This is a genomic window from Kitasatospora sp. SolWspMP-SS2h (assembly GCF_003259315.1).
Taxonomy (GTDB): domain Bacteria; phylum Actinomycetota; class Actinomycetes; order Streptomycetales; family Streptomycetaceae; genus Kitasatospora; species Kitasatospora fiedleri.
Genome location: NZ_QLLT01000033.1, coordinates 15927 through 40699, shown reverse-complemented (window position 1 = coordinate 40699; position 24773 = coordinate 15927). Strand labels below are relative to the sequence as shown.

The 24773-nt window shown below is 74.7% G+C and carries 19 protein-coding genes; 14 read left to right on the top strand and 5 right to left on the bottom strand.

The features are described 5' to 3' along the window. Nucleotides 1–128 precede the first annotated feature (128 nt). From rimP to truB, 8 genes are all read left to right on the top strand, one after another. Entirely contained in the window at nucleotides 129–671 is a 543-nt protein-coding gene (gene rimP / locus K353_RS29535) for a ribosome maturation factor RimP (RefSeq protein WP_111556570.1), read from the top strand. 2 nt (nucleotides 672–673) lie between these two features. Next, nucleotides 674–1675 carry a transcription termination factor NusA gene (gene nusA, locus K353_RS29530; protein WP_100840458.1) on the top strand — a complete coding sequence of 334 codons (1002 nt, stop codon included), beginning with the start codon at nucleotides 674–676 and terminating at the stop codon, nucleotides 1673–1675. Between the two features lie 69 nt (nucleotides 1676–1744). After that, the gene (locus K353_RS29525) at nucleotides 1745–2047 is read left to right on the top strand and encodes a YlxR family protein (RefSeq protein WP_111556590.1); all 303 of its coding nucleotides are present in this window, start codon (nucleotides 1745–1747) and stop codon (nucleotides 2045–2047) included. Nucleotides 2048–2237: 190 nt separating this feature from the next. Then, nucleotides 2238–5345 carry a translation initiation factor IF-2 gene (gene infB, locus K353_RS29520; RefSeq protein ID WP_111556569.1) on the top strand — a complete coding sequence of 1036 codons (3108 nt, stop codon included), beginning with the start codon at nucleotides 2238–2240 and terminating at the stop codon, nucleotides 5343–5345. A 123-nt stretch (nucleotides 5346–5468) separates the two neighbouring features. Further along, nucleotides 5469–5765, top strand: a complete 297-nt coding sequence (locus K353_RS29515; protein ID WP_111556568.1) for a DUF503 domain-containing protein — start codon at nucleotides 5469–5471, stop codon at nucleotides 5763–5765. Between the two features lie 139 nt (nucleotides 5766–5904). Beyond that, complete coding sequence (gene rbfA, locus K353_RS29510; RefSeq protein WP_100840455.1) at nucleotides 5905–6342, top strand: 30S ribosome-binding factor RbfA; 438 nt, start codon at nucleotides 5905–5907, stop codon at nucleotides 6340–6342. A gap of 2 nt (nucleotides 6343–6344) precedes the next feature. Next, complete coding sequence (locus K353_RS29505; RefSeq protein WP_233533910.1) at nucleotides 6345–7502, top strand: bifunctional oligoribonuclease/PAP phosphatase NrnA; 1158 nt, start codon at nucleotides 6345–6347, stop codon at nucleotides 7500–7502. A gap of 217 nt (nucleotides 7503–7719) precedes the next feature. Continuing rightward, a complete protein-coding gene (truB, locus tag K353_RS29500) occupies nucleotides 7720–8625 on the top strand; it encodes a tRNA pseudouridine(55) synthase TruB (RefSeq protein WP_111556566.1) in 906 nt (301 codons plus the stop codon). Between the two features lie 32 nt (nucleotides 8626–8657). Here truB and K353_RS29495 read toward each other — a convergent pair whose 3' ends face one another. Next, nucleotides 8658–9167 (bottom strand): GNAT family N-acetyltransferase, encoded by a 510-nt coding sequence (locus K353_RS29495; RefSeq protein ID WP_111556565.1) that lies wholly within the window; start codon nucleotides 9165–9167, stop codon nucleotides 8658–8660. A gap of 390 nt (nucleotides 9168–9557) precedes the next feature. Here K353_RS29495 and K353_RS37000 point away from each other — a divergent pair, with 390 nt between their 5' ends. Together K353_RS37000 and K353_RS29485 are read left to right on the top strand one after the other, a co-directional pair. Further along, nucleotides 9558–13322, top strand: coding sequence for a serine protease (locus tag K353_RS37000; RefSeq protein ID WP_111556564.1), 3765 nt, complete (start codon nucleotides 9558–9560; stop codon nucleotides 13320–13322). 63 nt (nucleotides 13323–13385) lie between these two features. Then, nucleotides 13386–14330, top strand: coding sequence for a bifunctional riboflavin kinase/FAD synthetase (locus K353_RS29485; protein ID WP_100840450.1), 945 nt, complete (start codon nucleotides 13386–13388; stop codon nucleotides 14328–14330). Between the two features lie 82 nt (nucleotides 14331–14412). Here the strand turns inward: K353_RS29485 and K353_RS29480 are convergent, their stop codons facing one another. The 3 genes from K353_RS29480 to eccE form a co-directional block, all read right to left on the bottom strand. After that, a complete protein-coding gene (locus K353_RS29480; protein ID WP_111556563.1) occupies nucleotides 14413–16425 on the bottom strand; it encodes a MinD/ParA family protein in 2013 nt (670 codons plus the stop codon). A 184-nt stretch (nucleotides 16426–16609) separates the two neighbouring features. After that, nucleotides 16610–17368, bottom strand: a complete 759-nt coding sequence (locus K353_RS29475; RefSeq protein WP_111556562.1) for a hypothetical protein — start codon at nucleotides 17366–17368, stop codon at nucleotides 16610–16612. Then, nucleotides 17368–18753, bottom strand: coding sequence for a type VII secretion protein EccE (eccE, locus tag K353_RS29470; RefSeq protein ID WP_111556561.1), 1386 nt, complete (start codon nucleotides 18751–18753; stop codon nucleotides 17368–17370). Before eccE ends, K353_RS29475 begins: the two co-directional genes overlap by 1 nt. 250 nt (nucleotides 18754–19003) lie before the next feature. On the opposite strand from eccE, the gene eccB reads away from it, so the two are divergent. From eccB to mycP, 4 genes are all read left to right on the top strand, one after another. Beyond that, entirely contained in the window at nucleotides 19004–20596 is a 1593-nt protein-coding gene (gene eccB, locus K353_RS29465) for a type VII secretion protein EccB (RefSeq protein WP_158585512.1), read from the top strand. Nucleotides 20597–20776: 180 nt separating this feature from the next. After that, nucleotides 20777–21076 (top strand): WXG100 family type VII secretion target, encoded by a 300-nt coding sequence (locus tag K353_RS29460; RefSeq protein WP_030462703.1) that lies wholly within the window; start codon nucleotides 20777–20779, stop codon nucleotides 21074–21076. A gap of 77 nt (nucleotides 21077–21153) precedes the next feature. Beyond that, nucleotides 21154–21441 (top strand): WXG100 family type VII secretion target, encoded by a 288-nt coding sequence (locus K353_RS29455; protein WP_100840445.1) that lies wholly within the window; start codon nucleotides 21154–21156, stop codon nucleotides 21439–21441. Nucleotides 21442–21581: 140 nt separating this feature from the next. Next, the gene (gene mycP, locus K353_RS29450) at nucleotides 21582–22931 is read left to right on the top strand and encodes a type VII secretion-associated serine protease mycosin (RefSeq protein WP_233533909.1); all 1350 of its coding nucleotides are present in this window, start codon (nucleotides 21582–21584) and stop codon (nucleotides 22929–22931) included. Between the two features lie 128 nt (nucleotides 22932–23059). Here the strand turns inward: mycP and K353_RS29445 are convergent, their stop codons facing one another. Continuing rightward, the gene (locus K353_RS29445; RefSeq protein ID WP_111556559.1) at nucleotides 23060–24466 is read right to left on the bottom strand and encodes an APC family permease; all 1407 of its coding nucleotides are present in this window, start codon (nucleotides 24464–24466) and stop codon (nucleotides 23060–23062) included. Nucleotides 24467–24773 lie beyond the last annotated feature (307 nt).

Here is a 24773-nt window from a genome sequence, read left to right as displayed (position 1 = left end):
GCTGTGAGCTTGCTCGCAGGGGGTGCGGGCCATCCGGGTCGGAATCGGCGGTTCGGGGGTTGACCCGATAGGCTTCGCGGTGAGTTAGCACCTTCGACAACAGCAGACGCGGCCGAGGAGTCACCCGGATGAGCACCACCCCCACTGACCGGCTGCGCGCGTTGTTGGAGCCGCTGGCGGCCGAGGCCGGGTTGGACCTGGAAGAGGTCAGGGTGACCCAGGCCGGCAGCCGCCGCCAGGTGCAGGTCGACGTGGACGCCGACGGCGGCGTCGACCTCGACGCGATCGCCGAGTTCTCCCGCCTGGTGAGCCAGGCGCTGGACGCCTCCGACCTGATGGGCGAGGCCCCGTACCTGCTGGAGGTCGGTTCGCCGGGCGCCGAGCGCCCGCTGGACGCGCCGCGGCACTGGCGCCGGGCGACCGGCCGGCTGGCCGCGGTCAAGCTGGTGGACGGCGCGGAGCTGACCGCGCGGGTGCTGGAGAGCGACGAGGACGGCGTGCTGGTCGAGGTGCAGCCGGTCAAGGGGCGCGGCCGCCCCAAGGAGCGCCGACTGGAGTTCGCGGAGATCGCGCGGGCCCGGGTGCAGGTCGAGTTCAACCGCAAGGACGAGGAACTGCTCGACGCCGCCGCCGACATCGCGGACGTGGACGAAGAGGAAGAGGAGGCGTAGTCGTGGACATCGACATGAGTGCCCTGCGCGGGCTGGTCACCGAGAAGGGCGTGCCGTTCGACCTGCTGGTCGAGTCGATCGAGTCGGCCCTCCTCATCGCGTACCACCGCACCGAGGGCTCGCGCCGCCGGGCGCGGGTGGAGCTGAACCGCAAGACCGGCCATGTGACGGTCTGGGCGCTGGAGGACGCGTCCGAGCTGGAGGAGGGCGTCGAGCCGAAGGAGTTCGACGACACCCCGTCGGGCTTCGGCCGGATCGCCGCGTCCACCGCCAAGCAGGTCATCCTGCAGCGGCTGCGGGACGCCGCCGACGACCAGACCTTCGGCGAGTACGCGGGCAAGGAGGGCGACATCGTCACCGGTGTCGTCCAGCAGGGCAACGACCCGAAGAGCGTGCTGGTCGACATCGGCAAGCTGGAGGCCATCCTGCCGCCGCAGGAGCAGGTCCCGGGCGAGGACTACCGGCACGGGACCCGGCTGAAGTGCTACGTGGTGGGCGTGCGGCGCGGTGTCCGCGGCCCGTCGGTGACGCTCTCGCGCACCCACCCGAACCTGGTGAAGCGGCTGTTCGCGCTGGAGGTCCCGGAGATCGCGGACGGCTCGGTGGAGATCGCCGCGATCGCCCGCGAGGCCGGCCACCGCACCAAGATCGCGGTCTGGTCGCGCCGGCAGGGCCTGAACGCCAAGGGCGCCTGCATCGGCCCGAACGGCATGCGGGTGCGCACCGTGATGTCCGAGCTGCACGGCGAGAAGATCGACATCGTCGACTGGTCGGAGGACCCGGCGGAGATGGTCGCCGCCGCGCTGTCGCCCGCGCGGGTGACGAAGGTGGAGATCGTCGACCTGGCCCAGCGCTCCGCCCGGGTGATCGTGCCGGACTACCAGCTGTCGCTGGCGATCGGCAAGGAGGGGCAGAACGCCCGGCTGGCCGCCCGTCTCACCGGCTGGCGGATCGACATCCGCCCGGACACCGAGGCCCCCGCCGGGGAATCGGCAGCCCGCTAACAACGTTGTCAGGTGCCTCCGGAGATCTACTCGGCGGCGGTGAGTCCCTTCGGAGGGGTAGACTTGAACGTGTCTGGCCGGACGCATGTCCGGGCATGCCCTGAGCGCACCTGCGTGGGCTGCCGCAAGCGCGCGGCCAAGCACGAGCTGCTGCGTGTCGTGGCGGGCGAGGGCGACTGCGTCCCCGATCCCCGCGGCACACTGCCGGGCCGGGGTGCGTATCTGCACCCCGACCCGGACTGCCTCGACCTCGCGGTCCGCCGCCGGGCGTTCCCCAGGGCCCTCCGGGTCCAGGGCGCGCTCGACCCCGGCGCCCTGCGGGAGCACGTCGGGGCGGGAGCCAGTCCGGCCGATCGGCAGTCGGCCCACTGACGGGCCCCGCGCCCGGCAACACGCACCAGCGCACGGCACGTGGCACGTCGCCGTGCACCCCAGTCAGGTACCTCGCGAGATGGAAGTAGGTCGAGATTGCGATGAGCACTCGATGAGTACGCGATGAGTACGCCCATGAAGTAACAGCAGTCCGGCGGACGAATACCCCGGACGCATAGACAGGAGCGAAGTGGCTAAGGTCCGGGTATACGAACTCGCCAAGGAGCTTGGCTTGGAGAGCAAGGCCGTCATGGCCAAGCTCACCGAGCTGGGCGAGTTCGTGCGTTCGGCGTCCTCGACGATCGAGGCGCCGGTCGTGCGCAAGCTGACTGACGCTTTGGGAGCGACCCCGCCGTCCGGCGGCGCGTCCTCCGCGAAGCCTGGCCCGCGGAAGCCCGCGGCGCCCCAACCGACCGGCGGCGCCGGTTCCGCGGCACCCAAGCCGGGTGGCGCCCCCACCCCCGGCCCGCGTCCCACCGTGACGCCGGGCCCCCGTCCCACCCCCGCGACCCCCGCGCCCGCGGCGGGTCCGTCCGCGCCGAAGCCGGCCGGGGCCCCCGCCCCGGGTCCGCGCCCGGCGACGCCCGCCCCGGCCGCTCCGGCGCCGGCGGCGGAGTTCTCCTCCCCGGCCCCGGCCGGCGAGGCTCCGGCGCGTCCGGCCGCCCCGCGGCCGGCCCCGGCGAACCCCGCGGCCCGTCCGGGTCCGCGGCCGTCCGGCCCGCGGCCGGGCAACAACCCCTTCACCTCGGGCGGCGCGTCGGGCATGGCCCGTCCGGCCGCTCCGCGTCCGGGCGGTGCGCCGTCCGGTGAGCGCGGTCCCCGTCCCGGTGGCGAGCGCGGTCCCCGTCCGGCCGGTGCGCCGGGTGGCGAGCGCGGTCCCCGTCCCGGTGGCGAGCGCGGTCCCCGTCCGGGCGGTGCCCCGGGTGCCGGCGCTCCGCGTCCGGGCGGTGCGCCGTCCGGTGAGCGCGGTCCCCGTCCCGGTGGCGCTCCGCGCCCCGGCGGCCCGGGTGCCGGTGCCCCCCGTCCCGACGGCATGCCGCGTCCGGCCGCTCCGCGTCCGGGCGGTGCGCCCAGCCCGTCCGGGATGCCCCGTCCGAACCCCGGCATGATGCCGCAGCGTCCGGGCCCGCGCCCGGGTCCGGGTGCCGGTGCGCGTCCGGGTGGCCCCGGTGCGCGTCCGGGTGCTCCGGGCGGTGCCCGTCCCGGCTTCCAGGGCCGTCCGGCCGGTCCGGGCTCGCGTCCGGCCGGTGGCGGCTTCGGCGGCCCCCGCCCGGGTGGCGGCGCCGGTGGCGGTGGCGGCTTCGGTGGCGGCGGTGCCCGTCCCGGCGGCTTCGGCGGTCGTCCCGGCGGCCCGGGTGCCCGCGGTGGCACGCAGGGCGCGTTCGGTCGCGGCCCCGGTGGCCGTCCGGCCCGCGGCCGGAAGTCGAAGCGCGCGAAGCGCCAGGAGTACGAGGCCATGCAGGCCCCGTCCGTCGGCGGCGTGATGCTGCCGCGCGGCAACGGCTCGACCGTCCGCCTCTCGCGCGGCGCCTCGCTGACGGACTTCGCGGAGAAGATCAACGCCAACCCGGCGGCGCTCGTCTCGGTGATGTTCAACCTCGGTGAGATGGTCACCGCTACCCAGTCGGTCTCCGACGCCACGCTGCAGCTGCTGGCCGACGAGATGGGCTTCGTGCTGGAGATCGTCAGCCGGGACGACGAGGACCGCGAGCTGCTGGAGTCGTTCGACATCGACTTCGGCGTCGACGAGGGCGACGAGGAGCAGCTGGCTCCGCGTCCGCCGGTGGTCACCGTCATGGGTCACGTCGACCACGGCAAGACCCGCCTGCTCGACGCGATCCGCAAGACCAACGTGGTCGCGGGCGAGGCCGGCGGCATCACCCAGCACATCGGTGCCTACCAGGTGGCGACCGAGGTGAACGGCGAGGAGCGCCGGATCACCTTCCTCGACACCCCGGGTCACGAGGCGTTCTCCGCCATGCGTGCCCGTGGTGCCAAGTCCACCGACATCGCGATCCTGGTGGTCGCGGCCAACGACGGCGTCATGCCGCAGACGGTCGAGGCGTTGAACCACGCCAAGGCCGCCGGCGTGCCGATCGTGGTCGCGGTCAACAAGATCGACGTCGAGGGCGCGGACCCGACCAAGGTCCGCGGCCAGCTCACCGAGTTCGGCCTGGTGGCTGAGGAGTACGGCGGCGACACCATGTTCGTCGACATCTCCGCCCGCCAGGGCCTCAACATCGAGGAGCTGCTGGAGGCCGTGGTCCTGACCGCGGACGCCTCCCTCGACCTGCGCGCCAACCCGGAGCAGGACGCCCAGGGCATCGCGATCGAGGCCCACCTGGACAAGGGCCGCGGCGCCATGGCGACGCTGCTCATCCAGCGCGGCACCCTGCGGGTCGGCGACTCGATCGTGGTCGGCGACTCCTACGGCCGCGTCCGCGCGATGCTGGACGAGAACGGCAACAGCCTCTCCGAGGCCGGCCCGTCCCGTCCGGTCATGCTGCTCGGTCTGACCTCGGTGCCCCGCGCCGGCGACAGCTTCATCGTCGTCGACGAGGACCGCACCGCCCGCCAGATCGCCGAGAAGCGCTCCGCCCGCGACCGCAACGCCTCGATGGCCCAGCGCCGCGTCCGCGTCTCGCTGGAGGGCTTCGAGGCCGCGCTGGCCGCCGGCAACATCGAGAAGCTCAACCTCATCATCAAGGGTGACGTCTCCGGTTCCGTCGAAGCCCTCGAGGACGCCCTCGTCAAGCTGGACGTGGGCGAGGAGGTCGAGCTGCGCATCCTGCACCGCGGTGTGGGTGCCATCACCGAGTCCGACGTGGACCTGGCGATGGGCTCGGACGCCATCATCATCGGCTTCAACGTGCGCGCCGAGGGGCGTGCCCGTACCGCGGCCGAGCGCGAGGGCGTCGACATCCGGTACTACTCGGTCATCTACCAGGCGATCGAGGAGATCGAGGCCGCGCTCAAGGGCCTGCTCAAGCCCGAGTACGAGGAGGTGCGCCTCGGCTCCGCGGAGATCCGCGAGGTGTTCCGCTCCTCCAAGTTCGGCAACATCGCCGGTGTCCTCGTCCGCGAGGGCATCATCCGCCGCAACACCAAGGCGCGCCTGCTGCGCGACGGCAAGGTCGTGGCGGAGAACCTCAACATCGAGGGCCTGCGCCGCTTCAAGGACGACGCGACCGAGGTCCGCGAGGGCTTCGAGGCCGGTGTCACCCTGGGCTCGTTCAACGACATCAAGATCGAGGATGTCATCGAGACCTACGAGATGCGGGAGAAGCCGCGCTCGTAACGGGTACCGGGCCGGGGTCGGCCGGCGGGTGCGTTAACCCGTCGACCGGCCCCGGCCGTGCTTGTTAGGGTCGGGCTGTCGGAACTCCTTCGAGGCTCCCAGGCCGGCCCAGGCCTGTCCCCCATGTTCGTAGGAACACTCACCTTCGACCTGCTCCTCGGCGACGTGCACTCGCTCAAGGAGAAGCGGTCGATCGTGCGGCCCATCGTGGCCGAACTGCAGCGCAAGTACGGCGTGTGCGCCGCGGAGGTAGGGAACCAGGACCTGCACCGCAGGGCCGAGATCGGCTGTGCGGTGGTGTCCGGCGACGCCGGGTACGTCAGCGAGGTCCTGGACAGCTGTGAGCGGCTCGTCGCCGGCCGCCCCGAGGTGGTGCTGCTCTCCGCGCGGAGGCGCCACCACCACGACGACGACGAATGACCTGCGGGCGTCACCACCGTCACACCCGCACAGGACCGAGAGCGCCCACAAGGCTGGGCGCGGGCGGGTACGTTGGGGAGAGGGCCCCACCGGGTGAGGTCATGACCCGGGGTACGCGCCTACTGCACGAGGAGGCAACGTGACCGACACCGCTAGGGCGCGCAAGCTCGCCGACCGCATCCAGGTGGTCGTGGCGGAGACCCTGCAGCGCCGGATCAAGGACCCCCGCCTGGGGTACGTCACCATCACCGACGCCCGGGTCACCGGGGACCTGCGCGAGGCCACCGTCTTCTACACCGTCTACGGTGACGAGGCCGAGCGGGAGTCCAGCGCGGCCGCGCTGGAGAGCGCCAAGGGCATCCTGCGCTCCGAGGTCGGCAAGCAGACCGGGGTGCGGTTCACCCCGACCCTGACCTTCGTCGCCGACGCCCTGCCCGACAACGCGCGCAACATCGACGACCTGCTGGACAAGGCCCGGCTCTCCGACGCCGCCGTCCGCACCGCCGCCGCCGGAGCCGTGTACGCGGGCGAGGCCGACCCCTACAAGTCGGCCCGCGACGACGACGAGGACGAGTGACCATGGCCGGGAAGCCGGCCGAGTCCGGCACCGCGAGGGCGGTCTCCACCACACAGGTGGAGACCGCCCTCGCGGTGCTTCCGGGCCCTCGCAGCGAGTCGTCGTCCGAATCCGCGGCGGAGACGGCCCCGGCGGCCGCCGACGGCCGGTTCGAGGCGCAGTGGCAGCGGGTCCTGGAACTGATCGCGGACAGCGACGAGATCGACCTGGTCTGCCACATCTGCCCGGACGGCGACGCGCTGGGCTCGGCGCTGGCCGCCGCGCTGGCGCTGCGCGGCCTGGGCAAGCGGGTGCGGGTGTCGTTCGGCGACGACCCGCAGGTCATCCCGGAGTCGCTGTCCTTCCTGCCCGGGCAGGAGCTGATCGTCCCCGCCGCCGCGGTGCCCGCCGCGCCCGCGCTGGTGCTGGCCTTCGACGCCGCCTCCGAGGAGCGGCTCGGCCTGCTGCGCGGGAAGGCGTTCGCGGCGGGCGCGCTGGTGGTGTTCGACCACCACGCCTCCAACCCCGGCTTCGGCACCGTCCGGCTGATCGACCCGGCCGCGGCCGCCACCGCCGTCCTGGTGGACGAGCTGCTGCGGCGGCTGCGGGTGCCGCTCGACCAGTCCATCGCGACCTGCCTGTACACCGGCATCGCCACCGACACCGGCTCGTTCAAGTACCGGGCCACCACGCCCGCCACCCACGAGATGGCCGGGCGGATGCTGGCCACCGGCATCCGGCAGGACCTGATCTCCCGCCAGCTGTGGGACACCACCTCCTTCGGGTACCTCAAGGTGCTCGCCGGGGCGCTGGAGCGGGCCGCGTTCGAGCCCGGGGAGGCCGGCGGGCACGGGCTGGTGTGGACCTGGGTGCCGTACCAGGACCTGGCGCTGTTCGGCGTCACCGTGGAGGAGATCGAGGGCCTGATCGACGTGCTGCGCAAGCCCGCCGAGGCGGACGTCGCGCTGGTGCTCAAGCAGGACCCGGACGGCACGCTGCGCGGCTCCTGCCGCTCCCGGGGCGCGGTCGACGTGGCGGCGGTCTGCGCCCGGCTGGGCGGCGGCGGGCACGTGTACGCGGCCGGGTTCAGCGCGCGGGAGGCCGTGGAGGCCGTCGTGGAGCGGTTCCGGGCGGCGCTGGCCGAGGTGGCGGCGGAGCCGGGGCCGGCCGCGGCGCCGTAGCCGGGACGCTCTCCTCCGGGCGTCCTGACCCGGGTGCCCCGCCCGGGTGTCCGGACCCGGATGCTCGGCCCGTGGGCGGCGTCCGGGGGCGGCGTCCGGGGGCTCCGGCGCGCGCTAGGCTCGTGCGGTTCGGTGCTCGGGCCGGGCGGGCCGCGGGAGCGGTCGCGCCGGAACGCGCGCAGGGATGCGGGCCGGATTTCGAAATGATGATGGAGCGATGAAGCGTAAAGGCACGGGCCCCGACGGGCTGGTGATCGTCGACAAGCCGGAGGGCATCACCTCGCACGGCGTGGTCGCCAAGCTGCGGTGGCTGGCCGGGACCCGCAAGGTCGGGCACGCCGGCACCCTCGACCCGATGGCCACCGGTGTGCTGGTGATCGGCGTGGAGCGGGCCACCCGGCTGCTGGGGCACCTGATGCTCACCGCCAAGACCTACGAGGCGACGGTCCGGCTCGGGCAGACCACGATCACCGACGACCGGGAGGGCGAGGTCACCGCCTCCGTCGCGGCGGACGGCGTCACCCGCGCGGCGGTCGACGCCGAGGTCGCGAAGCTCACCGGCGAGATCATGCAGGTGCCGTCCAAGGTCAGCGCGATCAAGATCGACGGGAAGCGCTCGTACGCCCGGGTCCGCGAGGGCGAGGACTTCGAGCTCGCCGCCCGCCCCACCACGGTGCACGCCTTCACGGTGCACGGGACGCGCGCCGACGTCGCCGAGGACGGCACGCCGGTGCTCGACCTCGACGTCACGGTCGAGTGCTCCTCCGGGACGTACATCCGGGCGCTGGCCCGGGACCTGGGCGCGGCGCTCGGCGTCGGCGGGCACCTGACCGCGCTGCGACGCACCAGGGTCGGGCCGTACGCGGTCGAGTCGGCGCGCACCCTGGAGCAGCTGGAGGAGAAGCTGGAGGTGCTGCCGATCGCCGAGGCCGCGGCCGCCGCCTTCCCGCGCTGGGACGTGGACGCCGAGCAGGCCCGGCTGCTCGCCAACGGCGTGCGGCTGGACGCCCCCGGCCTGGGCGCGGCCGGGCCGGTCGCGGTCTTCGACCCGGACGGGCGGTTCCTGGCGCTGATCGAGGAGAGCGGCGGCAAGGCCAAGCCGGTGGCGGTGTTCGTCGGCTGAGGAGGCCGCTCGGGGGTTCCGGCGCAGGGGTTTCAGCGCAGGGCCAGGTGCCAGTCGGTGCTGCGCAGGAAGCGGCCCGAGCGCTGCGGGTACTCGAAGTCGCACGGGCCGCCGTCGGTGAAGCCCAGGCGGGCGCAGAGCGCGTTCGAGGGCGCGTTGTCGACGGCCGGGAAGGCGTGCAGCACGCCGGGGGCGGCCGGGTCGGCGGCCACCAGGGCGCGCAGGGCGGTGAGCATCGCCCGGCCCGCCGCGAGCGCGACGCCGCGGCCCTGGAAGGCGGGCAGCACGTTCCAGCCGCTCTCGTGCACCTCGGCGCCCCGCCACTCGCGCCGGTGGCGGGCGATCGACCCGGCCTCCTCGCCGTCCACCAGCACCGCGTACACCACACCGCCCAGGGAGGGCAGTCCGAGGTAGCGGCGGTGGCGCAGGAGCAGCTGCCCGGGGGTCTCCGGGCCGCCGACGTGGCGGCGCATCAACGGGGTGTTGATGCGCTCCAGCAGGCCGAGGCGGGAGTCGGACCAGGGTTCCAGGCGGACGTCCATGACCGGCAGGGTGGCCCGGCGGGCGGGCGGGGCGCCAGCGGTTTTCCGGCGGGGGCGGGCGGGCGCGCGGGAGTGCGGGCGTGCGGGCGGGCCCGCCGACGGGCGGGCGCGCGGGGCGGGTGTGCGCCGGACGGGCCCGGGCGGCCAAGTGCGTCAGTCCGGGCGGCAGTTGGGGCGGACAGGGGCGGCCCGGGTGGTTCGGCGCGGGGTGCGCGCCGGGCGGGGCGGTGGGGGGCGCGCGGAGTGAAGCGGTGTGGTGAGAGGGGCGTACGGGGTGCCGTGGGGCTGGTGGGGGGCAGGCTCACCCGCGGTGTGCACGGCGGCCGGGCCCCGGCTCCGTGCGGGGCCGGGCGCGGCCCGGCACGGAGGACCGGCGGGAGGACTGGCGGGATGGGCGAGGGTGCGGGCGCCGGCTTCGCGGGGGATCCGGCACGGGCGCTGCTGCGGATCAGGGACCAGCAGGGCCGGCTGTGCGGCCTCGGCTTCGTCGCCGACCGGCACGGCACCGTGGTCACCGCGCACGAGGCGGTGGCCGGAGTGCCCCGGCTGGTGCTGCACACCCCCGGCGGGCAGTCCCGGGTGCTCGGCCCGGAGAGCGTCGACCTGCTGCCCGGCCACGGCCTGGCCCTGCTGCGCACCGCCGCGGTCGGCGGCCTGCCCGGCCCCGCGCTGCCGATCGGCCGCACCGCCGTCACCGGCCCCGTCGCGGTGCCGCACCAGCGCTGGGAGGACGGCGCGCCCGCGCTGGCCCGCGGCGGCCCGATCGGCCGGGAGCGCGGACGCTGCGGCGACGGCGCGCTGGTGCGCACCGTCCCCGGCGTGCTGGTGCTCGACCTCCCGGTCACCCCGCCCGCCGGGTCGCCGGTGCTCGACCCGGAGACCGGCGCGGTGCTCGCCGTGGTCGCCCCCCGGGTGCGCGCCGTCGCCGGGCCCGGCGTGGCGGCCGTCCCGCTGGCGGCCGTCCCCGGCCCCGAGGACTCCCCGCTCGGCCGGCTGCTGGCCCGCAACGGAGCCGACGCCCCCGCCTTCGGCCGGGCGCTCAACCTGGGCGGGGCGCTGCGCCTGACCGGGGCCCAGCTGGAGGCCGCCGCCGCCGGGCCCGGCCGGATCGCCGCACTCGCCGCCGACCGGGTCGACCGCCCCGACGGCCTCAGCGGCGAGGAGCCGCAGGACGTCCTCACCGTGCTGCTCGGCGAGAGCGGCAGCGGCCGGAGCACCGAACTGGCGGCCCTGGCGGTGCGCCGGGCCGGCGCCGCGCAGCCGCTCCCCACGCTCTGGCTGCGCGGCGCCGACCTGGCCGCCGGGGACCGCACCCTCGGCGACCCGCTGCGCCGCCGACTCGCCCTGGCCGCAAGGGAGTTCGGCGTACCGGAGGTCGACCCGGGGGAGCTGGCCGCGCTGTGCGCCAACGCCGGACGGCCGCTGCTGGTGGTGCTCGACGGCCTTGAGGAGGCACCGCTCGCCCTCTCCGCGCGCTGGCTGACGGCCGGGCTGGAGTGGCTGCGCGCGCACCGCGCCCGGGCCCTGGTCGCCTGCCGGCCCGACGGCTGGGAGCAGCTCGGCCCCTGGCGCTCCACCGCCCGGGCGCTGTGGCTCGGCCCGCTCACCGACGACGCCGCGGCCCGGGCCGGCCGCCGCTACGGCCTGCCCGGGACGTTCCTCGCCCCGGCCGAGCGCGGCCACCCGCTGGCCCTGCGGCTGGCCGGCGAACTGCGCGGCGCGGGCGTCCACGGCCCGGTCGGCAGCCGGGCCGAACTCTTCGACGGCTGGCTCGACCTGGCCTGCCTCACCGTCGCCCGCCGGGTCGCCCGCACCCCCGGCGGCCCGCGCCGCCACCGGCGCGGCGGCCCGGCCGCAGCAGGCGAGGACGCCCGGCAGGTCCGGCGGCTCGCGGCCGTCGCGGCCGGACGGCTGCACGAGGCCGCCCGCCTGATGCTCGGCGCGGGGGACGGGGCGCTGCCCGCCGCGGACTTCGCCCGGCTGTTCCCGGACGCTGGCGGATGGGCCCGGGCCGTCCGCGAGGAGCGGCTGCTGGTGCCCGCCGGCGCGGGCTACCGGGCGGGCCACGAGGAGTGGGGGGAGTGGCTCCAGAGCCTGCACCTGGACCTGGACGCGGCGCTGCGGCTGCTGCTGGAGGAGCCGGGCATGCCGGAGGTGCCGGAGGTGCCGGACGGGCCGGAGGAAGGGGGCGCGGCCGGGGTCGGGGCGGACGGTGCCGACCCCGACGGCGCGGGTGCTGTCGGGGGCGCTGTCGGCGCCGGGGGCGGCGCGGGGCGGGCGCCGGGGAGCGGCGGGACGCTTCGCACGCCCGCCGCCGGGGCCTCCGGCGGCGCCGAGCGGTGGACCCGGGCGGACGCCGTGCCCACGGCCGCCGCCCCTGCCTCGGCCGCTCCTGCCTCCGCCGACCCTGCCTCGGCCGTCCTCGCGTCCGCCGTCCCCCGGGCCGTCGGTGAGGTCCGGGGCGGGGTGGGCCGGGGCCGGGTCGGGGTGGTGGCGGGGGCGCTGCGGCGGGTGGGGCGGGTGCGGGGCGCGGCGGTGCTGGACGGGTGGCTGCGGCGGGTGCGGGCGGCGCTGGAGCGGGCGGAGCGGGGCGGGGAGGCGGACTGGTGGGCGGCCCGGCTGCTGGTGGCGGGGATCGCGGCGAGCCCGGAGCCGTCCGCGCACCGGGAGTTGCTGGAGCTGCTGGCCGAACGGGCCGGCCGGGACGAGCGGTTCGGCCCCGCGTTCTGGACCGGGCTGCCGCTGCCGGTGGCCGAACGGGTCGCGCTGCTGGGCCGGCTGGCCGGGGACCCGGGCCGGGCGGAGGTGGCCCGGACGGCCGCCGCCGAGCTGCTGACGGCCGATCCGCGCGGCGTGCTGCCGCTGCTGTGCGCCTGGTACGGGCGGACCTCCGGGGGCGCCGAGCGCGCCGGGAACGCCGAGGAGACCGGCAACGCCGAGGAGACCGGGAACGCCGAGCGCACCGGGAACGCCGGGGAGACCGGGAACGCCAAGGAGGCCGAGCGCGCCGAGCGCGCCGCGGCGCTGGCCGACGAGCTGCTGTACGAGCACCGCGCGCTGGCGCTGGACGAGTTGACCGAGGCCCTGGTGGCCACCGCGCACCCGCGGGCAGACGCGCTGCTGGGCCGGCTGGCCGAGCGGGAGCCGTCCGCGCTGTGCCGGGCGGTCGACCGCTGGAGCCACGACCCGCGCCCCGAGCGGCACGTCGCGGCGGCCGTGCACGCGCTGCGCACCGCCCCGCACGCGGGCGGCTCGGGCGCGCAGCTGCTGCGGCTGGCGGCCCGGACGCTGCTCGCCCGGGAGGACGAACCCGCCCTGCACGGCGCGGCGTTGGCGCTGCTGGTGCGCGACCCGGCGGGCCGGGCCGAGCACCTGCCGGCCGTGCTGGCCGGGTACCGGGCGGGCGATCCGTTCCTGACCGCGGAGGTGCTGGCCGGGCTGCTGGCGGAGCACCCGGCGCCGGTGCTGGCGGCGGTGCGCGAGCGGCTGCGGGTGCCGGGCGCCCGGGCGGGGGAGGGCCTGCGGGTGCTGGCCGGGGCGGCCGACCCGGCGGTGGCGCGCTCCGGCCTGCTGCTGGCCGCCGAGCTGCTGCGGGAGGACCCGGAGCGGGCCGAGGAGGTCGCCCGGCACCTGGACGCGGCCCTGGACGCCGGGTGGGACGGCCGTCCGCTGCTGGACGCGGTGCTGGCGGCCGGTCCGGCGGTGCGGGCCCGGTTCGCGCCGGTGCTGGCGGCGCCCGGCGGCGGGCGGGAGGAGCTGCTGGACGCCCTGCTGGCCGCCGAGCGGGACGGACGGGTGCTGGCGGCGGTGGTGGAGGCGCTGGCGGCCCGGCACGCCGGGCACCCGGAGCGGCGGGTGCGCGAGCTGCTGCTGCTGGTCGCCGAGCGGTGGCCGGGCGCGGACGCCGCCCTGGTGCGCTGTGCGGGCCGCTGGGCGGGTTTCGCGCGGCTGCTGGCGTCCTGGCCCGAGGACGCCCCGCCGCCGCCCCTGGGGCCCCGGCTGGCCCGGCTGCGGGCCCTCGCCGCGTCCGGCCGGGACCCGCAGTACGCCGCCGCCGAGGCCGAGCGGCAGGTCGACCGCCCCGGCGGTCGTCTGACCGGTCACACCAAGGGCGTTCCGGTACCTGGGCAGGGCCGGGCGCATGGCACGCTATAGGGGTTCGGTTTCGGTCTTTCGCGTGCACGGCCCGTGCACCCCGTAGGAACAAGGAGCGGTCAGGTGCAGCGCTGGCACGGCCTGGAGGAGATCCCCGGGGACTGGGGGCGCAGCGTCGTCACCATCGGATCGTTCGACGGGGTCCACCGCGGACACCAGTTGATCATCAACCGGGTGGTGGAGCTGGCCGGCGAGCTGGGCGCGCGGTCGGTCGTGGTCACCTTCGATCCGCACCCCAGCGAGGTGGTCCGCCCCGGGACCCACCCGCCGCTGCTGGCGCCGCAGCCGCGCCGGGCCGAGCTGGTCGAGCAGTTGGGCGTGGACGCCGTCCTGGTGCTGCCGTTCACCGCCGAGTTCTCCCAGGAGTCCCCGGAGTACTTCGTGCGGTCGGTGCTGGTCGAGGCGCTGCACGCGAAGGCGGTCGTCGAGGGCCCCAACTTCCGCTTCGGGCACCGCGCGGCGGGGAACGTCGAGCTGCTGGCCGAGCTCGGCCGGGCCGACGACTTCACCGTCGAGGTGGTCGACCTCCAGGTGCGCGGCGCGGCGGGCGACGGCGAGCCGTTCTCGTCCAGCCTCTGCCGCCGGCTGGTCGCGGCCGGCGACATGACCGGCGTCGCCGAGATCCTCGGCCGCCCGCACCGGGTCGAGGGCGAGGTGGTCCGCGGCGCCCAGCGCGGGCGCGAACTCGGCTACCCCACCGCCAACGTGGACACCGTCCCGCACTCGGCGATCCCCGCCGACGGCGTGTACGCGGGCTGGCTGACCGCCGACGGCGAGACCATGCCCGCCGCGATCTCGGTCGGCACCAACCCGACCTTCGACGGCACCGCCCGCACCGTCGAGGCGTACGCCATCGACCGGGTCGGCCTCGACCTGTACGGGCAGCACGTGGCCGTCGACTTCCTGGCCTGGCTGCGCGGCATGGAGAAGTTCGACTCCGTCGACGCCCTGCTGGAGCGCATGGCCGAGGACGTCAAGCGGGCCCGCGAGCTCACCGAGCGCCCCTGAGCGGACGTCGGGAGCCCCCGCGGACGGGTCGTCCGCGGGGGCTCCGGCGCGTGCGGGCCCGGCCGGGCGGCCGGGTGCGGGCTCAGCCCTGGTGGGGCGGCGGGTAGCCGTACCCGTGCGGCGGCGGGTAGCCGTAGCCGGGCTGCGGGGGCTGCTGCTGCGGCTGGCCCTGCTGCGGGTAGCCGCCCTGCTGCGGGTAGGGCTGGCCGGGCGGCTGCTGCCACGGCTGGCCCTGCTGCGGGTAGCCCCCCTGCTGCGGGTACGGCTGGGGGTAGGGCTGCTGCTGCGGGTAGCCGCCCTGCGGCGGGTACTGCTGCTGCCCCTGCCAGCCCGCCTGCTGCTGGGAGCGGGCGATGTCCTCGCCGACCAGCGCCGCCAGCTCGAAGTAGGCGTCCCGGACCTTGGGCCGCATCATCTGCAGGTTGACCTCGGCGCCGGCCGCCAGGCTCTCGTCGAACGGCACCACCACGACGCCGCGGCAACGGGTCTGGAAGTGCGCCACGATGTCCTCGACCTTGATCATCTTGCTGGTCTCGCGCACCCCGGAGACCACCGTGATCGAGCGCTGCACCAGGTCCGCGTAGCCGTGCGCGGACAGCCAGTCCAGCGTGGTCGAGGCGCTGGAGGCGCCGTCCACGCTGGGCGTGGCCACCACGATCAGCTGGTCCGCCAGGTCCAGCACGCCGCGCATCGCCGAGTACAGCAGGCCGGTGCCGGAGTCGGTCAGGATGATCGGGTAGTGCTGCCCGAGCACCTGGATCACCTGGCGGTAGTCCGAGTCGTCGAAGGTGGTGGAGACCGCCGGGTCCACGTCGTTGGCGACGATCTCCAGGCCCGAGTTCGGGTCCTGCGAGGTGTACTGGCGGATGTCCATGTAGCTGCGGATATTCGGGATCGCCGTCACCAGGTCGCGGATGGTCGCCCCGGTCTGCCGCTTGATGCGGCGGCCCAGGGTGCCCGCGTCCGGGTTGGCGTCGATCGCGATGACCTTGTCCTGCCGCTCGCTGGCCAGGGTCGCGCCCAGCGAGGTGGTGGTCGTGGTCTTGCCGACACCGCCCTTGAGGCTGATCACCGCGATCCGGTAGCAGGTCATCACCGGGTGCCGGATCAGCTCCAGCTTCTGCTGCTTGCCGGCCTGCGCCGACTTGCCGCCGAACTGGAACCGGGACTGCTTCTGCACCTTCGGCTGGCCGCGCAGCAGCCGGTCCGAGGACAGCTCCACCGCCGCCGTGTACCCGAGCGCCGCACCGTGCGCCGCGGCCTGCCCGCCCCCCTGCTGGAACTGCGCCGGAGCCGACGGCGCGACCCCCGGACCCTGCTGCGGGTACGGCTGCGGCCCGCCCTGCCCGGCCTGCGGCCAGCCGCCCGCCCGCGGGTCGACCGGCGGCTGCTGCTGCCACGGCTGGCCCTGCTGCGGGTACGGAGGCTGCTGCGCCTGCGGAGGCTGCTGCGCCTGCGGCTGGGGCCACGGCTGGCCCTGCTGGGGGTAGGGCTGCGGCGGCTGCTGCACCTGCGGCGGGTACGGCTGCTGCTGGACGGGCGGCTGCTGGACGGGCGGCGGCTGCGGCGCCGGCTGCTGCTGCACCGGCGGCTGCTGGGCCGGCTGCACCGCCACCGGCGGAGCCGCGTCCGGCACCGGCGCCGGCGCGGCCTGGGCGTGCGGGCCGGCCTCCGGCTGCGCCGCGACCTGCACCTGCGGGTCCGGCTGCGGGGCCGGCTGGGCGGCCTGCTCCTGGACGGGCGGCTGCGGCTGCTCCGGCTGCACCGCCACCGGCGGCTGGACGGCCTGCTGCTGCTGGACGGGCGGCTGCTGGGCCGGCTGCGGCTGCACCGGCGCCGGGCCGGGCACCTGCGGCGGCGGGTCCTGCTGCTGCACCGGTGGTGGCTGGACCAGCGGCGGCTGGGCCACCGGCGGCACCTGCTGCTGGACGGGTGGCTGCTGGGCGGGCTGCGGCTGCGGCGCCGCGGTCGGAGCACCCGGCGCGGCGCTCTGGGTGTACCAGGACGGAGCGGTGTAGTCCGGGGCGTCGGACCAGTCATCGTCGTCCTCGGCCGCGTTGTCGCCGACGTAGACGCCGTCCCGATCGCTGCTCACTGGGGCTCCCTCGTTCTCGCCGAAGCTGCTTCGGCGGTTGCCGTCGGGCAACAAGACTAGGCCGTGCACGGGGCCGCTTTGAAGGCGGTGCCCGACCTGACGGCGGATCCGCCCGGCCCGGCCGGCCGGCCCGCTCCGGGGCCGCGGGAGCCGCCCCGGAGCGCGCCGACCGGCCGGCGGGCGGTCAGTCCATGCGGCGGGGACCGCCCAGCACCTGGGTCTCGGCCTCGCCCTGGTTGGTCATCACGTACTGGCGCCGCATCCGGGTCGCCCACAGCGTCACGTTGTCCGGCAGCGTCGGCAGCGCGCTGACGTCACCGGGGGCCAGCGACAGCAGCCGGCCGAGCAGGTCGGCCTCCTGCGGCGAGACCCGCTGCAGGCCGACCAGGTCGGCGGCGTTCAGCACCCGGCTCGCGTTCGGGCCCAGGTACGGCAGCACGGTCAGCGTGGTCTGCCAGGGCGTCGCCGACAGCCGGCTGCGGTTGGGCCGCGCACCCAGGTCGCGGACCACCAGAACGGGGGACGCCACCGACGCGCCCTGCGCGCCCAGCCGGCCCACCTGGTGGATCGTCACGCACGGCTGCCCGCCGCCCGCCGCCTGCGCCATCGGCGCCCACGCCTGCGGCCGGCCGGTCTCCACCGCGATCCGGGCCCCGGTCGCGGCCGCGCGCAGCGCGATCAGCTGCGCCGTCCACATGCCGCCGACCAGCACCACGTCGAACGCGGACGGGCGGAACAGCCCGATCACCGCGGGCTGCTGCTGGTGGTCCAGGCCGATCACCACGCCGTCGTCACCGACCGGGAAGGACACCGCCGCCAGGTCCTCGACCGTCAGCACGTGCTTCTCCCGGCGCGGGCCGCGCAGGCCGTAACCGGGGCGCACCCGCACCGGCCGCTGCTCGACCGGCTGCGGGGCCTGGCCGGAGTAGGTCTGGTAGGCCATCAGGACGTCCCTCCCAGGGGCAGCGTGGCGAGCAGGCCGGGGGCGTGCTCCAGGTCGAGGCGGGTCAGCGAGGCGCCGTTGTGCTGCGCCCGGGACTCCGCCTGGCGGCCCATCTGGTCGAGCCTGGCCTCGTTGTGCTCGGTCAGCCGCAGGTGGCCGCTGAGCGCCACCGCACCGCCCATCGCGCGGGTCGCGGTGACCGAGAAGGTCGAGGCGAACGCGGGGGTGCCGGTCAGCTGGTTGATCAGGTCGGGGGCGGTGACCCGGCCGCCGCCGATGCCCGGGCGGGACAGCACCGGCCACTTGGAGATCCAGTACGTGGCGTGCCAGCGGTCGTCGATCCGGCAGTACTTCGACGACTCCTGGGCCCGGCGCACGCCGACCCCGCCGCCGCCGGAGCCCTGCCGGCCCGCCACCGCCACCGGGTTGGCGCACACCGAGATGGCCAGCGCGGCGATCAGCTCCCGCTCGTCCAGCACGGTCGCGGTGAACCCGGCGCTGTTCAGCCGTCCGGCCAGCTGGTCGGTGACGCGCTGCAGCGTCTTGCGGGCGCCCTCCTCGCCGCCGCCGCGGGCCAGCACGGCGGTGGCCGCGCGCTCCGGGTCGAGCTTGAGCGCGACCCAGGTCAGGCGCAGCGCCGGGGTGCTGACCCCGCCGGGGGTCTGCTGGTAGGCGCGGGCGGCCAGCGAGTGCTCGGGTAGGTGCGGCGCGGGGGCGGGCTGGGTGTGCTGGACCAGCTGCACCGACTCCAGGCCGATGTCGTCGACCTGGAGGATCGAGCAGATCAGGTCCAGCGGCACCGAGGAGGTGGCCCGGCCCGGGCGCAGCGGCTGGTCCTTGGACTGCACCAGCAGCACCGAGGTGAAGAACGTGCCGTCGCCGACCATGCCGGTCTCGCGGCGCAGCGGACGGCCGTCGCCGAGGTCGGTCTCGATCGCGTGGGTGCAGGTCTTGAGCGCCGGGTCGAGCTCCATCACCGGGGCGATCGCCGGGTCGGTGCCGGGCGGCGGGACGTTGTACTTCGCCTCCTTGCGGCGGGCGTTGTACGCCGAGCGGACGCTCACCGCCTCGCCGGTGGTCCGGCCGCGCAGCCGCAGCAGGGCGATCGCGACCAGGACCAGCGCGGGCACCGCGAAGACCCCGGCCATCATCGTGCTGATCGACCAGCCGACCGCCACCAGGGCGGCGGCGACCTCCAGTTGGACGATCTGCTTGAGTTCCAGCCGGCGGCCCAGCAGCCCGGGCCTGGGCAGCAGCCGCAGGCCCACCGGGCCGACCGCGGCCGGGGCGGGCGGTGCGTTGCGGGCCCGGCGTCCGCCCGGGGCGTCCGGCCGCCGGTCCTGCGGAGTGGAGCGTCGTCGTGCTGGAGCGGACTGGCTTGGCATCCCCCGAATTGCCCTCTCTGCTTCAGATGTCCCGTCAGATCCCCCTGCGGGCCCGGACGAGTCTCGGGCGGGGGCCGGGTCGGCGGCCCGGATGGCGGACCGTCGGAGCCTACCCGTTACCGTACTCACCGTCTGCTGCCGCATCGTAGAGGAGTGGCCCCGGGGGCCGCCCGCCGGGTGGCAGACTCACTGGCAGCACAAGCGCGTTGACACCCGCGCGGCGGGTCACACAGGGGAGACGGGGACGAGCATGGCATCACGCCGGGACGAGCTGAACGCCTACACCTTCGCCCGGAAGCGGATGGTGGGGGCCTTCCTGCAGCCGGGCGGTGGCGGCAACGACGAGGACGCGCCGCGCCCGCTCCGGGCGGTGCTGCCGAGCTTCGTGGTCGCCGCGGTGGTCGTCGCCGGCTTCGGCATGTGGGGCGTGCTCAAGCCCGCCGCGCCGCCGAACTGGGACAACGGGAAGTACATCCTCCAGGGCAAGTCCTCCACCACCCGCTACGTGATCCTGAACGACGGGAAGGACAAGAAGCCCACCCTGCACCAGGTGCTGAACATGTCCTCGGCCCGCCTGGTGCTGCCCGCGGGCGCCACCGTGCTGTCCGTCGCCGACGACGTGCTGGACAAGTACCCGAGCCGCGGTGCCACCATCGGCATCCCCTACGCGCCCGACAAGCTGCCCAGCAAGGACGACGCGGGCAGGCAGAAGCTCTGGTCGGTCTGCGACACCCAGGGCAAGGACAAGACCCAGTCGAGCGTCGGCCAGTCGGTGTTCGTCGCCGCCGGCGACGAGGAGAAGAAGCTCAAGGAGCCGGCCCTGGTGCTCAACGAGGAGCAGGTGCTGTTCGTCCAGCAGCCGCCGGTGGACGCCAAGACCGACGGCTCGCTCTACCTGGTGGACTCCACCGGGATGAAGCACGCGATCGGCACGTACAACCAGACGTCGGAACAGGTCAAGTCCCTGAAGCTGGCCCTGTTCGGCCAGATCCCCCTGCCGCAGCAGGTCACCCAGGCCTGGCTGGACACCCTGGGCAACGGCTCCCCGGTGCAGTTCCCGGTCATCCCCGGGATGGGCGACAAGGGCGCGGCCGGCTCCTCCCGCCTCGACATGTCCGACCCGAAGCAGAAGCGGATCGGCCACCTGCTGTCCTTCCAGGACGCCTTCTACGTGGTCGGCGCCGACCAGCTCTACCAGATCACCCCGTTCCAGTACCAGCTGATGCGGAGCGACCCCGCCGTGGCGATGGCGTACGGCGACGGGACCGAAGAGGTCAAGGCCGAGCCGATCAACGCGAGCGACATCAACAAGCTCCAGCCCAAGATCGACAGCCACCTGATGACCGAGCGCCCGGACATGCCCACCCACGAGGTGAAGGCCGTCAACGCCGGGGAGAAGCCCCGCACGGTGGTCTGCTCGACCTACGCCGGGGCCGAGGCGGACGGCCGGATCAAGCGCACGGTCTGGGCGGACGTCCAGTACCCGGGGAACGTCACCGCGGACTTGCTCAGCGCCCACGTGACGGCCGGGCACGGCCTGCTGTACCGCGCGGTGGACGGCGACACGCTCGACACGAGCGGCCAGGCCAGCTCCGGCAGCTACTTCCTGATCACCGACGCGGGCCTGCGCTACTCGCTGCCCGCCAGCACCGCCGCCCCCGCGGCCGACGGCTCCTCCGCCGCGCCGGCCGCCCCGGCCGCCAAGTCGGACACCAACGAGGCCCAGGCCCGGCTCGACTACAAGGACGTCGTGCCGCCCCAGGTCCCGGCCGCCTGGTCCAAGCTCGTCCCGGCCGGTCCGGTGCTCGACACCATGGCCGCGGTTCAGCCGCAGAACGCCTGACGGGGCGTCAACGCGGGTAGCGCGATCCAGTGTCATGGTCTGGTAACTACCCGCTACCCGGTGTTGGGCGGAGGGCAGTTGGCCGTTACAGTGCTTCAGAGCACCACACAAGTGGTGCCCGTACGGGCGTTCGCCACAGGGGCGTCCGGACGTAGTCTGTCTCATGGGGGACGGTGGATCATGGCAGGTCAGTTCACGACGACCGCGGAGGAAATGACCGCCTTCGCGAACCGCATCGGTGAGGTCAACCAGCAGGTCCAGGGCGAGATCGGTCGCCTCAACAACCTGGTCTCCGAGATCGCCTCGGGCTGGAAGGGCGCGGCCGCGTCCGCCTACCAGCAGATGCAGTCGCAGTTCAACGAGGACGCCAACGCGCTCAACCGGATCCTCGACGAGATCCGTCAGGCCATCGAGGCGACCACCAAGGCCTACTCGATGACCGAAGAGGAGCAGCGCGCTGCGGTCGGTGGCATCGGCTGACGCCGGTAGCTCAGTAACCACCACCACACCGCGTCTCCGCGGAGGCGCGCCGTGAATCCATCGAAGGGGAGAGATCAATGTCCGGCATTCTCGTCAATTTCCAGACCATTCAGAACGCCAGCTCCGAGGTCCGGCAGACCGCTTCGCGCATCCAGAACCAGCTGGACGACCTGAAGTCGGGCGTCCAGCGCATCGCCTCCAGCTGGGAAGGCGCCGCCCAGCAGGGCTACCAGGCCCGCCAGGCCGAGTGGGACGCCAAGGCCGCCGACCTGCAGGAGGTCCTCGGTCGGATCGCCGCCGCGCTGGACAACGCCGCGCAGAGCTACCAGCAGACCGAGAACGCGAACGCGGGCATCTGGGGCTGACCGTCTGCCGACGGCACGGGGGAACCGGCACGGCGAGTGCTTGACACGGGCGGGCGTCCTCAGGGGCGCCCGCCCTTCGTGCGCCGCACGGGGCGGGGCACGACCGGAACGGGTGGAACGCAGTGAGGGGTGGAGCAGAGGTGTCGTCAGGATCGTTGCGCCGGACGGGTGCGGTGCTGCTGGTGCTGGGCGCGATCGGCCCGATGGCGATCGGCCCCGCCTGGGCCGGACCGGCTCCGGCGGGCGGTGGCACCCGCGGACAGCTGCGGCCCGCCGGGTCCGGCGACTGCGACTTCCCGATCAACGACGACGTCGCGGCCAAGCCGTGGTCGCTGCAGCGGGTGTTCCTCGACGAGCTGTGGGGCACGGACAAGGCGCGGGCGAGCGCGTCGCCGTCCGGCCAGGACGTCTTCCCGAACCAGACCGGCAACGGCATCAAGGTCGCCGTCATCGACACCGGGGTGGACGACAGGAACCCGCAGCTGAAGGGCAAGGTCGACGCGGGGCCCGACCTGCTCACCGACACGCTGCGGAGCAAGGGCAAGCAGCTCCCCGCCACCAACTCCAGCACCGAGGACAACGTCGGCCACGGCACCAAGGTGGCCGGCATCATCGCGGCCGCCCCGGTGCCGGGCATCGGCTTCGTCGGCCTGGCCAAGGACGCCCGGATCTACGCGATCCGGCAGAACGACGCCGAGGGCAACGGCGACGTCCTCAGCCTGATCTCCGCGGTCGACAAGGCGATCGCGGCGAAGGTCGACGTCATCAACATCTCCCAGGACGTCCGGGTGCAGATCGACCCGAACAAGTCCGAGAACCAGGACCGGTTCGACAACGACCAGGCGCTCAGGGCCGCCATGGAGCGGGCCGACAAGGCCGGCATCGTGGTGGTCGCCTCCTCGGGCAACGACGGCGTCGAGGGCCCGACCTTCCCGGCCGCCTACCCGACGGTGCTGTCCGTGGGCGCCTCCGACCGGAACAACGAGCGGGCCCCGTTCTCCCAGTACGGCGACTTCGTCAAGGTGGCCGCACCCGGCGTCGACATGCTCTCCACGGTGCCCGGCCACGGCCAGTGCACCGACAACGGCACCAGCTTCTCCGCCCCGTACGTCTCCGGTCTGGCCGCCATCCTCAAGAGCCTGCACCACGACTGGAACCCGATGCAGATCCGCACCGTGATCGAGCAGACCGCGCAGCGCACCGAGCGGGGCCCCAACAAGTACATCGGCTGGGGCGTGGTCGACCCGGTGAAGGCCGTCGAGTACGCCAAGGTGCCCGGCCCGAGCGCGTCGCCCAGCATGGACCCGAAGGTCAAGCTCGACAACATCGCGCTCCAGCCGCAGCCGCTCGGGCTGGAGGAGACCCAGGCCGACCGGGACCGCCGCACCGGCACCTTCGTGCTGGGCATCGGCGCCCTGGTAGTGGCGGGCCTGGCCGGCGGCGCGATCGTCACCCGGGACCTCAACCGGCGCCGCGGGCGGCACGGCTGATCCACCGGAGCCGGTCCACCGGGACGTGCGAGGCGGTGGGACGCACCGGGGGCCGGTCCCGGAGAAGGGGCCGGCCCCGTCCGGTCTCGGGGGACCGGGCGGGGCCGACGGGAGCGGGTCCGCGGGGGTCAGACGCGCTCGTCCTCGGGGAGGGTGATCACCCAGCGGGTCTCCGGGCGGGGGCGGAGGTAGAGCGCCCAGTAGAGGCCGGCCGCGGCGGTGATGCCGAGCGTCCACCACAGCGCGGTGTGGTCGAGCTGGGTCAGGACGTACGCCAGGGCGACGATCACCAGGACCGGCAGCGCGGGCCACAGCGGCTGGCGCCAGGCCGCGGCGTCCTTGTGGTGGGCGCGGCGGGAGAACAGCGCGCCGACGGCGACCAGCAGGTAGAGCGCGGCGACCGCGACGCCGGTGATGTTGGTCAGCAGGTCCTGGCCGACGAAGCAGAGCGCGGCGCCGGGAACGCCGACCGCCAGGGTGGAGATCCACGGGGCGCTGAACTTGTTGAGGCTGCCGAAGGCCCGGTTCACCGGCTCCGGCCAGGCCTTGTCGCGGCCGGAGGCGAACAGCACCCGGGAGTTCTGGATGACCATCACGATACCGGCGTTGATGATCGCCAGCGCGATGCACAGGCTGATGAAGGTGCCGACGCCGCTGTTGCTCCAGCCGATCACCAGGGACGAGACGTCGCCCTCGCTGAGCGCCTTCAGGTCGGGAGCGCCCATGGTGATTGCGGCGACCGGGATCACGATGACGGCGGTCGACAGGCCCAGCGTCCACAGCACGGTGCGGGCGACGTTCTTGCGCGGGTTCTCCAACTCCTCGGAGAGGTAGATCGCGGTGGAGAAGCCCTGGGTGACGAAGAGCGCGGTGCCCATCGCGGCCAGGATCGCGGCGAAGCCCACCCCGCTGGTGGCGCCGGTGGTGGCGTCGGCGACGGAGCCGTGCAGCAGGCTGCCCACGCCGCGCTCGGAGTGGCCGAAGCCGAGGAAGGCGACCACGGCGCAGGCGATGACCTCCAGCACCAGGAAGACGCCGGTGATCCAGGCGTTGGCCCGCAGGTCCACCAGACCGGCCACGGTGGCGGCCAGCATCACCGCGGCGCCGGCCCACTTGGGGTCGAGGTGGATGATCGGTTCCAGGTAGTCGGCGGTGCCCATGGCGATGATCGAGGGCACGATCATCACCACGATCAGTGACTGGACGAACACCAGCCAGCCGGTGAACTTGCCGGCCAGGGTGCCGACCATGGCGTACTCACCGCCCGCGGAGGGCACCAGGGTGCCGAGCTCGGAGTAGCAGAACGCCACCGCGACGCAGATGACCGTGCCGATCACGATCGACATCAGGGTGAAGGTGCCCAGCGACGCGAAGAGGTCCGGGACGATCACGAAGAGTGAGGATGCCGGTGTCACGCAGGAGAGCGTGAGCAGGGTGCCGCCCACGACGCCGAGCGATCGGGCGAGCTTCTTGGGGCTGCCCGCGGTCTCCTCCGCGACGGGGGGGACGACCTGCGGGGGAAGCGTGTCGGTCATGGGGCATCCGATCCACTGAGCGGCGGTGTGGGGGTCGGGAGCGCTATCGCCTCCGAAGCACGGTCTCGCGGTCTGGTTCTGCTTCGCTCCCGGTTCGCCAGGTTGCCTGGGCGCGTTGGCCCAGTCAACGCGGGATCGGCTGCGGATTCCGTTGTCGTAAGGCCGTTCTGCCTGCGGAACGCAGCTCCGGAGCGCGTGGGACACATGTTTCCGTAGTGTCAACTCCGGTGAACCACGCTTGAATCGAAGGTGAAGTGAGCTGGGTAACGCCCGATTCCAAGGCGCTCCACCGTGCCGCGCTGCTGGG